The sequence below is a fragment of the Streptomyces roseirectus genome (assembly GCF_014489635.1).
GTDB classification, from domain to species: domain Bacteria; phylum Actinomycetota; class Actinomycetes; order Streptomycetales; family Streptomycetaceae; genus Streptomyces; species Streptomyces roseirectus.
Genome location: NZ_CP060828.1, coordinates 5,808,929 through 5,821,262 on the forward strand (window position 1 = coordinate 5,808,929; position 12,334 = coordinate 5,821,262).

9 protein-coding genes are annotated in these 12,334 nt (G+C 71.2%); 2 read left to right on the forward strand and 7 right to left on the reverse strand.

All coding sequences use genetic code 11. The annotated features are described in order from the left end of the window. The first annotated feature begins 82 nt into the window (after positions 1-82). Positions 83-3,133 carry a S8 family serine peptidase gene (locus IAG44_RS24810; RefSeq protein ID WP_246562043.1) on the forward strand — a complete coding sequence of 1,017 codons (3,051 nt, stop codon included), beginning with the start codon at positions 83-85 and terminating at the stop codon, positions 3,131-3,133. A 68-nt stretch (positions 3,134-3,201) separates the two neighbouring features. On the opposite strand, the gene IAG44_RS24815 is transcribed toward IAG44_RS24810, so the two are convergent. The 5 genes from IAG44_RS24815 to IAG44_RS24835 form a co-directional block, all read right to left on the reverse strand. After that, positions 3,202-3,720 (reverse strand): RICIN domain-containing protein, encoded by a 519-nt coding sequence (locus IAG44_RS24815; protein ID WP_187749280.1) that lies wholly within the window; start codon positions 3,718-3,720, stop codon positions 3,202-3,204. Between the two features lie 191 nt (positions 3,721-3,911). Beyond that, positions 3,912-4,703: an SAM-dependent methyltransferase gene (locus tag IAG44_RS24820; RefSeq protein ID WP_187749281.1), complete on the reverse strand. Its 792-nt coding sequence runs from the start codon at positions 4,701-4,703 to the stop codon at positions 3,912-3,914. 82 nt (positions 4,704-4,785) lie between these two features. Then, the gene (locus IAG44_RS24825; RefSeq protein WP_187749282.1) at positions 4,786-5,169 is read right to left on the reverse strand and encodes a VOC family protein; all 384 of its coding nucleotides are present in this window, start codon (positions 5,167-5,169) and stop codon (positions 4,786-4,788) included. An 11-nt stretch (positions 5,170-5,180) separates the two neighbouring features. Further along, on the reverse strand, positions 5,181-5,669 hold the full coding sequence (locus tag IAG44_RS24830; protein WP_187749283.1) for a VOC family protein: 489 nt from the start codon (positions 5,667-5,669) through the stop codon (positions 5,181-5,183). A gap of 303 nt (positions 5,670-5,972) precedes the next feature. Then, positions 5,973-7,394: an LCP family protein gene (locus IAG44_RS24835; protein ID WP_187749284.1), complete on the reverse strand. Its 1,422-nt coding sequence runs from the start codon at positions 7,392-7,394 to the stop codon at positions 5,973-5,975. Positions 7,395-7,514: 120 nt separating this feature from the next. Here IAG44_RS24835 and IAG44_RS24840 point away from each other — a divergent pair, with 120 nt between their 5' ends. Next, complete coding sequence (locus tag IAG44_RS24840; RefSeq protein WP_187749285.1) at positions 7,515-8,540, forward strand: glycosyltransferase family 2 protein; 1,026 nt, start codon at positions 7,515-7,517, stop codon at positions 8,538-8,540. Here the strand turns inward: IAG44_RS24840 and IAG44_RS24845 are convergent, their stop codons facing one another. Beyond that, positions 8,541-10,205, reverse strand: coding sequence for an LCP family protein (locus IAG44_RS24845; protein WP_246562044.1), 1,665 nt, complete (start codon positions 10,203-10,205; stop codon positions 8,541-8,543). Between the two features lie 230 nt (positions 10,206-10,435). Then, on the reverse strand, positions 10,436-12,217 hold the full coding sequence (locus IAG44_RS24850) for an LCP family protein (protein ID WP_187749286.1): 1,782 nt from the start codon (positions 12,215-12,217) through the stop codon (positions 10,436-10,438). Positions 12,218-12,334 lie beyond the last annotated feature (117 nt).

Sequence of the window (12,334 nt, forward strand, 5' to 3'; positions counted from 1 at the left end):
CGGGGGATTCGACCACTCCATTCGCGATCGTCATGCGCATGCCCCCACCCCGTGGGCCGGCATGCGCGGGGGAAGGCCCACCTTGTCCCAGCACCACCCCGGCCGGCGTCGCACCGCCGGCCGCAGAGCGGCCGCTCTGCTCGCTCCCGCCCTCGCGGGCAGCCTCGTCCTGGCCGCCGCCACGCCCGTCCTCGCCGCCCCGGCCCAGACCGCCGCCGGCGCGCAGCAGCAGACCTACCAGGCCGGCATCTACTTCGTGCAGCTCGCCGACCAGCCCGTCGCCACCGACCCGGCGACGGCGCCCACGCCCGGCACCCGGCTGAACACCGCGACCGACGCCGTCCGCGACCACGTCCGCCACCTCAAGCAGGAGCGCGACAAGGTCCTCGACTCGGTCGACGGCGTCAAGCCCCTCTACAGCTACCAACTCCTGCTCAACGGCTTCGCCGCCAAGCTGACGGCGAGCCAGGCGAACGAGCTGGCGGGCACCCCGGGCGTCCTGTCCCTGACCCGGAACGTGATGAGCCACCCCATGGCCACCACGAGGACCGCCACCGCGACGGCCGCCGCCAAGGCAGCCGCCGGCCTCCCCGCCGCCGACACCGCCGACTTCCTCGGCCTGAAGAAGCCCGGCGGCCTCTACTCCAAGATCCCCGGCGGCATCAAGCAGGCCGGCGCCGGCATGATCCTCGGCGACCTCGACACGGGCATCGACCCGAGCAACCCGTCCTTCGCGCCGCTCCCCGCGGAGAGCCTGGCGCAGGCGACGGTGAACCGGAAGTGGAAGGGCACCTGCGACCCGGGCCAGGACCCGGCGCACCGCGTCACCTGCAACAACAAGGTGATCGGCGCCCAGTACTTCAACAAGAGCATCACGGACCCGAAGCCCGACGACTGGCCCTCGCCGCTGGACGGCGAGTCGCACGGCTCGCACACCGCGAGCACCGCCGCCGGCAACGCGAACATCTCCGCGCGCGTCCCGGACAGCGGGATAGCCGACACCTCGATATCCGGCATCGCCCCGGCCGCCCGGATCGCCGCCTACCGCATCTGCTACACGGACGGCTGCGGGACCGTCGACATCGTCGCCGCCCTGGAGAAGGCCGTGGCCGACGGGGTCGACGTCATCAACTACTCGCTCGGCGGCTCGAACACCGACCAGGCGAACCGCCCCGAGTACCTGGCGATGCTGAACGCGGCCCGCGCCGGCGTCTTCGTCTCCGCCTCGGCCGGCAACTCCGGTCCGGGCACCGCCTCCAACGGCGTCCCCTGGGTGACGACCGTCGCCGCCTCCAGCCACAGCATCGGCTACCAGGGCACCGTGACCCTCGGCAACGGCAAGGCGTACAGCGGCGTCAGCATCGCCGGCGCCGGCGTGCCCTCCGGCCCGCTCGTCGACGCCGCCAAGGCCGCCAAGAGCGGCGCCAAGGCCGAGGACGCGGCCCTGTGCATGCCCGACACCCTCGACCCGGCGAAGGTCAAGGGCGCGATCGTGGTCTGCGCGCGCGGCGGCAACGCCCGCACCGACAAGAGCGCCCAGGTCAAGGCCGCCGGCGGTACCGGCATGGTGCTCTACAACACCCTCGCCACCGACGAGGAGATCGCCGACGCCCACACCATCCCGAGCGTCCACCTCGCCAAGGCGGACGGCGAGGCCGTGAAGGCGTACGCGGACGGCTCCGGCGCGACGGCGACGCTCGCCCCCGCGCGTGCCGTCAAGCAGGAGGCCCCGGTGGTCGCCGGGTTCTCCTCCTCCGGCCCCGACGTCAACAGCAACGGCGACCAGCTCAAGCCCGACATCACCGCCCCCGGCGTCGACGTCGTCGCGGCCGTCGCCCCCGGCACCCCGGGCTTCACGGGGCAGCAGGGCATCATGTCCGGCACGTCCATGTCCGCCCCGCACGTCTCCGGGCTCGCCCTGCTGCTGCGCCAGCTGCACCCCAAGTGGACGCCGATGGAGGTCAAGTCGGCGCTCATGACGACCGCGACCACCAAGGACAGCGCGGGCAAGCCGATCAAGCGCGCCGGCGGCAGCGTCGCCACGCCGCTCGACTTCGGCGCCGGGCACGTCGTCCCCACCAGCGCGGCCGACCCCGGGCTGGTCTACAACTCGACGGCCGTGGACTGGGTCGCCTACCTCTGCTCCATCGGGCAGGCGCCGGTGATGAGCGACGGCAGCGACATCTGCGCGCGGGTCAAGAAGATCGACCCGAGCGACCTCAACACCCCCTCGATCGCCGTCGGTGACCTCGCGGGCAGCCAGACCGTCACCCGTACGGTCACCAACGTCGCCGCCACGCGCGGTGTCTACACCGCCTCCGTTCAGACCCCGGCCGGCTACAAGGCGACCGTGTCCCCGAAGACGCTGACCGTGCTGCCGGGCCGCTCGGCCACCTACAAGGTGACCTTCACCCGCACCAGCGCCGCGTTCGGCACGTGGGCCTACGGCGCCGTCAACTGGACCGACAAGACCCACACGGTGCGCTCCGTCGTCGCGCTGCGCGCCGCCCAGGTGAGCGCGCCCGTCGAGGCCGCCGGAAAGGGCGCCACCGGCTCCGCCGCCCTCGCCCCGAAGGCGGGCTACACCGGCACCTTCACCACCTCGGTGAACGGGCTCTACGCCGGTACGACGAAGACGGGCACCCTCAAGGGGGCCGGTCTCCTCGACCCGACGAAGCCCTCGGACCACACCGCCGCGAGCACGCTGACCGTCCCGGCGGGCACCACGCTCGCGCGGGTCGCGATCGTGTCGTCCGAGTTCAAGGCCGGCAGCGAGGTCGACCTGTGGGTCTTCGGCGAGGACGGCAACCCCGTCGTCCAGCCCGGTGAAGGCAACAACGAGCACGTCGACCTGAAGCCGGGCACCTACAGCGTGTTCGTCAACCAGGCGCTCGCGCCGACCGGGTCCGCGAGCCAGCGGTACGTGCTGCACACCTGGCTGATCGGCAAGAACGGCAAGCCGACCGTGAAGGCGACGGCCACGCCGGCGTCCCAGAAGGTGAAGTCGGCGGCGCTCGCCAAGAGCAAGGTCTCCTGGAAGGGCCTCAAGGCCGGGCAGGTGTACCTCGGGCTCGTCTCCTACGGGGACGGCAAGCGCGGCATCGGCACGACGGTCCTGACCGTCAAGCCGTAGCACCCTTTGCCACCACGGCACTCGGGGCGGGCGTCCGGACACGGTTCCGGGGGCCCGCCCCTTCGCCGTCACACGGGGAGGTGCCGCCACCAGCATCGGATGTCTCCGTACCGGAAGTCGCCGCGGGCCGTGACGTACGAGGTGCCCGCCACGTACGGGGTGCTCAGCGCCCTCTGGTCGTCCACCGAGCCGTAGTGCCACTCGCCGTTGCCGTTGATCGACGAGTCCCAGATCTGGTCGCGGTCGGCGCGGTCACAGGTGCCGAGCCAGGCCAGGCCCCAGCCCGCGACGTCCGCCAGGCACTGGCGGGTCGCGTGGTTCACGATCATCACGTCGCCCGTGCTCAGCAGGTCCCAGTACCACCACTGCCGGGTGTCGCCCGCGTCGCACGGCGCGAACGTCGCCGTCCCGACGAAGGCGTTCGCCGGGTCGTCGGCCGAGGTCATGCACAGGTTGTTGCCCACGTTGCGCCACAGCTCCCACCTCTCGGCGGCCTCCGCCCTGCCGGTCCCCGCGATCCCCGTCACCCCGGCGAGCGCCAGCACGACCGCCGCCCACAGCACCCTCACTCCACGCCTTGCCCCCATCGCTTTCCCCCGTCCTCGATCGGCCCCGCGGTGCCGGTCCGCATCCGCGTCTCGCCCCACCAGCATGAAAGCGAACGCACGTCCCGCACCATCCCTCGAACGAGTGGCGGACCCCCTAGGGGAGATCCCGGGGTTGCTCAAGGGCTGGCCATCACCGCAGCTCAGCCGCGTTCACCGCCCCCGTCCACCCCTCACCGCTTCCTCCCCACCCCCGCGAAATGCGTCACCGCCCCGATATCCGCCCCCACCCCCTCCGGCCGCCACCGCGTGCACGTCACCACCCCCGGCTCCAGCAGTTCCGCACCCTCGAACAGGCGGATCAGCTCGGCGCGGGAGCGCAGGGTCATCGGGGACGACCCCTGGGCGTTCCAGTAGGTGACGGCCTCGGACATGGCGGCTCCGTCGACCTCGGTCGTCGGGTGGGAGATGACGATGTGGCTCCCGGAGGGCACCGCGTCGAGGAAGCGCCGGACGATCGAGGCGGCCTCGTCGGTGTCGAGGACGAAGTTGAGGATCCCGAGGAGCGTGATGGCGACCGGCCGGCTCAGGTCGAGCGTCGCGGACGCCTTGCGCAGGATCGCCTCGGGATCGTGGACGTCCCCCTCGACGAAGACGGCCGCCCCCTCCGGCGTACTCGTCAGCAAAGCGTGCGCGTGCGCGAAGACGAGCGGGTCGTTGTCGACGCAGACGACCCGGCACGCGGGGTTCACCCGCTGCGCGATCTCATGCGTGTTGTCCGTGATGGGCAGCCCAGTCCCGATGTCCAGAAACTGCCGGATGCCGACGTCCCCGGCGAGGTGCCGCACCGCCCGCGCGAGGAACCGCCGGTCCGCGACCGCCGAGCGCGGCAACGCCGGGACCAGCGCGACTATCCGGTCGCCGACCTCGGCGTCGACCGGATAGTGCCCCATCCCGCCGAGCCAGTAGTTCCATATCCGGGCGGAGTGCGACACATCGGACCGGAAGTGAGAAGCGCCGAGCATGGGGACCAAGGTAAATCCGGAATCACCCTTCCGGGGTCAACTTTCGGACACTTGTTTCCAACTCCTGACCCCCGGCGGGCGGTCAGTCGGTGATCCTGCACAAGCAGAAGGGGTGTCCGGCCGGGTCGAGGTAGACCCGGAAGTCGTTCTCGTCGGCCCGGTGTGCGGGGCGTGCGCCGAGTTCGAGGACGCGGTGTTCGGCGGTGTCGATCTCGTCCCAGGTGGTGCCGGCGTCGATGTCGATGTGGAACTGCTGCTGGTCGTGGGGCTGGGAGGGCCAGACCGGGGGGACGTGGTCGGGGGCGTGGTTGAAGGCGAGGCGGGGGCCGCCGGGGGTGTGCAGGACGACCCAGTCGTCGCTCTCCGCGTCCGGTTTGCCGCCGAGGAGCGCCGCGTAGAACTCGGCGAGGGCGTGCGGGTCGGGGCATTCGACGACGACGGAACGGAATCGGCCGACGGCGGACATGGGCGGCTCCCTCAGACTCGGCGTTCAGGCTCGGCGCTTGCTCTGCGCTCGGTCAGGCAGAACGGGTGCCCCTCAGGGTCCAGGAGAACCCTCCAGCGGGGTTCGTCCGGGGCGTGCGGGGCGTGCGGGGGTCTCGTGGCGCCGAGGGCCAGCAGGCGGGCCTCCGTCTGCGCGAGGTCGTCCACGTCGAAGTCCAGGTGCGCCTGCTGGGGGACGCCCGACTGGTCGGGCCAGGTGGGCGCGCGGTAACCGGGCACCTTCTGGAAGCCGACGAACAGGCCGTCGGGCGTCGTCAGTCCCGCGAACCCGTCGTCGGAGCGGGGGTACGGCTCCCAGCCGGTCGCCGCGCGGTAGAAGGCGGCGAGGGCGAGCGGATCGGCGCGGTACCTGCGGCAGCCTCCCCGACCGGCCGGAGGAGCGGCAGGCTCCGGGGAGGTTACGCGGTTTCCCGTTCCGTCAACTGTGATCGCTTGACCCGCGCGCCCCGGCCTCGGGAGCATCAACCCAGATGCGGGGTACTGGCAGCACGGGAGAGGGGAACCCAGTTCAGGGGGAGACTCCGACCGACCACGGGCTTCGGATTCCCGCTCACGAAACCCTGGTCGAGATTCCGATGGAACTGATCCAGAAGGCCATCGGTGACAACCTCCCAACCGTCGCCGCAGCTCAGCCACGTTCCCCACCCTCGGCCCAGCTCCACCCCGGCTCCCCACCGCCGAGTGCCCTCACCTCACCCCCCGTCCGCCCTCGTCCCCTCACCGCTTCCTCCCCACCCCTGCGAAACGCGTCACCACCCCGGCCCCCTACCCCTCGCACCCCACCTCATCCCCCCGGACCACCCCACCCCCCGCCCCGTCCTGCCCCCGTACCTTCCGCACATCCCCGAACCCCGCCCCCACGATCACCTTGAGCGTCGCCCCCAGCCCCTTGACGGCCCGCAGCTCGCTGCCGGGCAGCGCGGCGGCGAGGGAGCGGGCGGACCGGTCCCACCGGGGGTCGTACTGGACCACCGTCCGGGACACCCGCAGCGCGGAGGTCACCGGCTTCCCGGACGTACGGAACCCGGCCCCGGCGAGAGCCGTGTCGGCCCGCCGCCCCAGCCCGTCCGTCCCGGACCCGTTCTCGACCTGGACATGGATCGCGGCCGGCGCCACCTCGACGACCGGCACGGCGGCGGCCCGCGGCTTCGCGGAGGACAGCGGCCTGTCGTCCCGCAGCGCCTGGAAGACCCGCGCGGACCGCACCGGATCCCACTTCAGCGTCGACCCGATCCCCTTCACGGCGAACCCCATCTGCCCGATGGGCACGGTCATGAACTCGGACGACGACGGCGAGAAGTTCCGCATCGCCCGCCCCAGGTCGATCAGCTCGTCGGTCCCGAACCCCCGGTCGGCCCGCACGGACCCGAGCACCGCACGCGTCACGTCCCGGAACCGCAGCGGGTTGAAGAGGATCCCGGAGGACGTGGTCCGCTCCACCAGCGCCGCCAGGAACCGCTGCTGCCGCTTCATCCGCCCGAGGTCGGACGACGCGTCGGCGTGCCGCGACCGCACGTACTGCAACGCCTCACCCCCGTGCAGCGTGTGCGTACCGGCGGCGAGGTTCAGCCCCGTGTAGGCGTCCCGCAACGGCTGGGCCGTGCAGATCTTGACCCCGCCGAGCACGTCCACCGTCTTCATGAAGCTGGTGAAGTCGACTTCGAGGTAGTGGTCGATCTTCACCCGCGTCATGTGCTCGACGGTCCGCACGGTCAGCCGCGGCCCGCCCTCCGCGTACGCCGCGTTGATCCGCACCGGATGCCCCCGGTGGTGCTCCCCGGTCGTGTCGTCGGTGTGCGGCGGCGTGTCGGCGTAGCTGTCGCGCGGCAGACTGACGACGCTGGCCCGCTCCCGGTCCTCGGAGATGTGGACGATCATGATCGTGTCGGTGCAGTGACACGGCGCCCCGCCGAGCCGGTAGCGCTGCCGCTCCGCCTCGCCGATCCGGTCCCGCCCGTCCGTCCCGACCAGCAGCACGTTCATGCCGTGCCCCGCGCGCGGCCGGTTCTTCATGTCCTTGAAGGGGTCCACGCGCGCGATGTCCGCGTCCAGCGTCGTGACGACGGAGTGCCCGATCCCGGCGGACGCGAGGACGACGACGGAGAGGGTGGTCGCCAGCCGCAGCGCCCAGCGCGGGCGCGTACGACGGCGTGACGGGCGGCGGCGCGGGTGCGGGGAACGGGGCATGTGGGGGAGACCTCCGGCGGCGGCCGTACAGGGGGAGCCGTGAGCACCGTAGGTCCATACGATCTTCGGACGACGGCGGCGCGCATCGCTGTCCCCCGTTCGCGGTAACGTGAGCCTCCTATGAACGCCAAGCCCCCCGCTGTGTCCGTGATCATGCCGGTCCTCGACGAGGAGCGGCACCTGCGCGGCGCCGTCCAGGCGATCCTCGCGCAGGCGTACGAAGGCGAGATGGAGGTCGTCATCGCCCTCGGTCCCTCCAAGGACCGCACGGACGAGATCGCGGCCCAGCTCGTCGCCGAAGACCCCCGTGTGCACACGGTCCCGAACCCGACCGGCCGCACCCCCGCCGCCCTCAACGCCGCGATCAAGGCGTCCCGCCACCCGATCGTCGTCCGCGTCGACGGCCACGGCATGCTCTCCCCGAACTACATCGCCACCGCCGTGCGCCTCCTGGAGGAGACCGGCGCGCAGAACGTCGGCGGGATCATGCACGCCGAGGGCGAGAACGACTGGGAGCGGGCCGTCGCCGCCGCGATGACGTCGAAGATCGGCGTGGGCAACGCGGCCTTCCACACGGGCGGCGAGGCGGCCCCCGCCGAGACGGTCTACCTCGGTGTCTTCCGCCGCGAGGCCCTGGAGCAACAGGGCGGCTACAACGAGGAGTTCATCCGCGCCCAGGACTGGGAGCTGAACTTCCGCATCCGCGAGGCGGGCGGCCTGATCTGGTTCTCGCCGGAGCTGAAGGTGTCCTACCGGCCCCGCCCGTCGGTGCGGGCGCTGGCCAAGCAGTACAAGGACTACGGCCGCTGGCGGCACGTCGTCGCCCGCTACCACGCCGGTTCGATCAACCTCCGCTACCTGGCCCCGCCGACGGCCGTCTGCGCGATCGCCCTCGGCATCGTGCTGGGCGCCCTGGTCACCCCGTACGCGTTCGTCGTCCCCGCCGGCTACCTGGCGGCGATCGTCGCCGGTTCGATCCCCGCGGGCAAGGGCCTCGGCCTGAAGGCGCGCGCGCAGATCCCCGTCGCCCTCGCGACCATGCACATGTGCTGGGGGTTCGGCTTCCTGACCAGCCCCAAGTCGCTGGCCAGGAAGGTCATCGCGTCCCGCAGGCCGGCGGTCCTCACCGCCGCCGACCAGAAGTGATCACCAGGTGTACGCCGGATCCACGTGCATGCACTGGCTGGTGTCCGCCGCGTTGATCGCCTGAGCCGTGTCCGGGGCCTTGTCGTCCCCGGGCACGGCCTTCGGCACCTGGTACGCCGTCCCCGTCCGCCAGTCCGCGCCGACGACCAGCGTGACCCCGGAGACGTCCGTGGACCTGTGGACGGCGCTCGCCGGGATGCCCAGCACCTTCGCGACGCGCAGGGCGTTGCCCTCCAGGTCGGCGCTCGGGTAGCGGACGACGGTCGTCGCCTCGGACGTCGCGGGGGAGGGGTCCGCCACGGCCTGCGTGAACCCCTTCGCCGTCAGCACCCCGGCCACCGCCGACGCCCGCCCCCGCGCGGAGCCCCGCGTGTCGGTACGGGTCCCGTTGTGGACCTGGACGGCGATCTGCCCGTCCGGCGAGGCGACCGGCGCGAGGACCGGCGACGCGGACGGCGTGGGCGACGCCGACGCCTTCTCCTTGTCCTTGCCGTCCAGCGCGATGTCCTCGCGGACCAGGCGGAACAGCTTGTCGGCGTCCTCGGTGGGCTCGACGCGGACGCCGACGTACCGGTTCGGCATCGTCGTCATCGTGATCCGGTCCGTCGGGACGCGCTGCAACTCGGTCGCCAGGTCGTACATCTTCGTGATGCTGTCGAGCCCGTTGTCGACGGTGATCGCCGTCGTCGCCGCCTCGGCCAGCTTGCGCAGCTTGTTCGGGCTGGTCAGCTTGGCGTTCGAGCGCAGCTCGCGGACCATCGAGTTCATGTACATGTGCTGGGCCTTCGCCCGGCCCAGGTCACTGCCGTCCTCGAACCCGTACCGGGTGCGCAGCCACTGCAACGCCTGCTCGCCCTTGATCGAGTGCGTGCCCTTCGGGAGCCGCAGCCCCGAGCCCTTGCCGGTCGACGTGTGCGAGTACACGTTCGCGTCCACGCAGACGGGGACGCCGCCGACGGCGTCCGCCATCGACACGACCCCCGCGAAGTCGATCATCATGAAGTGGTCGATGTGGATGTCGGTCAGCTTCTCCCAGGTGGCCACCGTGCACCCCGGACCACCGCGCCCCAGCGACTCGTTGGTCATCGCCCGGGTGCTGGCGGCGTACGTCTTGCCGGTGTCGGGGTCGGTGCACTTGGGGATGGAGAGCAGCGTGTCGCGGGGCATGCTCACCACCGACATGTTGCTCCGGTCCGCCGACACGTGCAGCAGCATCTGCACGTCCGCGAGCGGCGGCCCCCCGAACGTGTCCTTCGCGCCGCCCAGCTTCTGGTTCTCCTCGGTGTCCCGGGCATCGGACCCGATCAGCAGGATGTTCAACGCCCGCTGCCCGGCCGCGTTCGCCTTCGTCGTGGCCGCCCGGTCCTTCGCGTCCCCCAGGTTCAGGTCATCACTGCGGATGTTCCCGTTCAGATGCCGGTAGTACAGATACCCCGCCCCGGCGGTCCCGAGTATCACCACCGCCAGCACACTCGCCGACCACCGCAGAATCCGCCGCCGCCGAGTACGCCGTCCGGCAGGAGGCGACACGGCCACAGAACCGGCGTCAACAGCCTCCCCCTCAGCCCTCGTTGCGGACGCCTCCCCCTCAACCGCACTGCTCTGCGCCATCCCCTGCCCTCCCCGGCCCGGGACCACCCCGCGCCTGCCCGACCCGGTGCCCATAGCCCGCGTCACCTTCTGAGACACACGGAAGAGCCCGCGCGTTGTATAAGACGGCCCAGAGCATCAAGGGTTCACTGCCCATCTCCGGGCAACACCCATGTCTTTGAGGCTTTTAGGGGCGCGGGGCTGTGTCTATGTGCGGCTACCGCCGCGCGGGCGCGAACAACCACGACGCACCCGCACCCCGCAACGCACACAGCCCCCCACCCCGAACCCGGCCCCGCCGCCCCCTACTTCGCGCACTGCACCTTGTCCGCAGTCGACTTGTTCACCGAGGACGGCACCTTCGCGGGCGCGGTCATGGAAACCCCCGCCCCCTTGAAGTCCTTCCCCAGCGTGAGCGTCATCGTCGGCAGCCCCTGGGAGTTCGTCACACTCTTCCCCGGCTTCAACGCACTCCCCGACAACCCCATGATCGCCGCCAACTTCCGCGCCTGATCGGCCTGCTCAGGCGCGTACTCAAGCGTCGTATTGGCCAACTCCGCAGGCGCGTTCCCCGCGTTCTCGGACTTCGTCACCCCTTCTTCGTTCTGCAACCAGCTCAACGTCTCCTGAGCACTCCCGGCCACCGCCCCCCCGTTCATGACCTGCACCCGCACCTCGGACGCGGCGGCCTGAGTCCCCTTGAGCCGGGCGGCAGCCTCAGCAGCAGCGGCCGACTTGGACTCCTTGGCCTGCTGAGCGACCTCCGTGAACGACACGTCGTCCCGGATCATCTGGAACACGGTGGGCGCGGCCGACTGATCCAGCACGACGGTCGCCTTGACCTTCTCGGCCGGATTGTCGACGACGGGAATCGTCGTGAACGTGAGGTTCTTGACGTTCAGCTTGCCCAGTTCCAGCCCGAGATCCTTGAGCTTGCCGATGCTGTCGAGCTGGCTGTCGACGGTGAGCGCCTTCGTCCCCGCCTCGGCCAGCTTTATCATCTTCGTCGGATCGGTCAGCGTGTCGTTGGACTTCAGCTTCCGCATGAGCGCGCTGAGGAACTGCTGCTGGATCTGGATCCGGCTCAGATCCCCGCCGAACCCCACGGAGTGCCGCGTCCGCACGAACGCGAGCGCCTGCTCGCCCTCGATGAGATGCGTCCCCTTGGACAGCTTGAGGTGCGAGTCCTTGTCGTCGATGTCCTTGGCGAGGCACACCTCGACCCCGCCCACGGCCGACGTCAGCGTCTTGACCGCGTTGAAGTCGGCGACCATGAAGTTGTCCGGCGTGATCCCGGTCAGCTCGGTCACGGTCCGCATGGTGCAGCTCGGCGTCCGCCCGTCCTGCCCGAGGCTCGTGTTGAACCGGGCCCCCTCGCTGCCGGGGACGACCTTGGAGGTGCCGTCCGCCTGCTCGGTGGGGCAGTCGGGGATGTCGACGATCAGGTCACGGGGGATGGACAGCGCGGTCGCGTTGGTCCGGTCCTTGGAGACGTGCAGCAGGATCGTCGTGTCGGCGTGCCCGACGCTCCCGGCGTCCCCGTACCCCTCGTTGCCCGCCCCGGTGCGCTTGTCGGTGCCGATCAGCAGGAGGTTGATCGCCTTGTCCTTGCTGAACCCGCCGGTCCCGGCGCCGTCGGTGGAGGAGGAGGAGATGTTGCCGTTCAGGTGCTCGATGTAGAGGTAGGCGGCACCGGCCGTCCCCACCAGCAGGAACGCCATGGTCCCGCCGGTCCACACGAGGATCTTCCTGCCCTTGGACTTCTTCTTGACGGGCTTGCGCCCCCGGCGTCCGGGCAGCGGTTCCTCGACGGGCGCGCCCTTGCGCCGCCGTGGCCCCGGCACGTCCCGTCCGGGCTCCCCGGGCAGCGAACCACGGCCGGGCGCGGGCGCGTCGACGGCGGACGCCGCGCGGGACGCCGCTCTGCGGGGGCCGGGCACGGAAGAGGCCCCGGGCGGTGGCGCCGCGACGGCCGACTGCGCTGCGGCAGTACCCAGTTGCAGTTCGTATTCGCCGGTGTTCGGATTGAGCACCCACTGGTCTGCGGGATCGATGTTGTCCGCCCGCCCACGGCCTTGCGCGTCCACGGTTGTCCGAATCCTCCGTCGGGGCCACGCGGCGCCCTTTTCCCCCGTAAAGGCGCTCAGGTCTCGGTCTTCGGTGCCACGGCCCCGGGGAAGGAGTCGCGGCCGAGTGCTATGGAG

Excerpts from the sequence above, each read along its gene's own strand:
- IAG44_RS24815 (WP_187749280.1), bottom strand. The coding sequence starts at position 3,720 with ATGGGGGCAAGGCGTGGAGTGAGGGTGCTGTGGGCGGCGGTCGTGCTG.
- IAG44_RS24820 (WP_187749281.1), bottom strand. The coding sequence starts at position 4,703 with ATGCTCGGCGCTTCTCACTTCCGGTCCGATGTGTCGCACTCCGCCCGG.
- IAG44_RS24825 (WP_187749282.1), bottom strand. The coding sequence starts at position 5,169 with ATGTCCGCCGTCGGCCGATTCCGTTCCGTCGTCGTCGAATGCCCCGAC.
- IAG44_RS24830 (WP_187749283.1), bottom strand. The coding sequence starts at position 5,669 with ATGCTCCCGAGGCCGGGGCGCGCGGGTCAAGCGATCACAGTTGACGGA.
- IAG44_RS24835 (WP_187749284.1), bottom strand. The coding sequence starts at position 7,394 with ATGCCCCGTTCCCCGCACCCGCGCCGCCGCCCGTCACGCCGTCGTACG.
- IAG44_RS24840 (WP_187749285.1), top strand. The coding sequence starts at position 7,515 with ATGAACGCCAAGCCCCCCGCTGTGTCCGTGATCATGCCGGTCCTCGAC.
- IAG44_RS24845 (WP_246562044.1), bottom strand. The coding sequence starts at position 10,205 with ATGGGCACCGGGTCGGGCAGGCGCGGGGTGGTCCCGGGCCGGGGAGGG.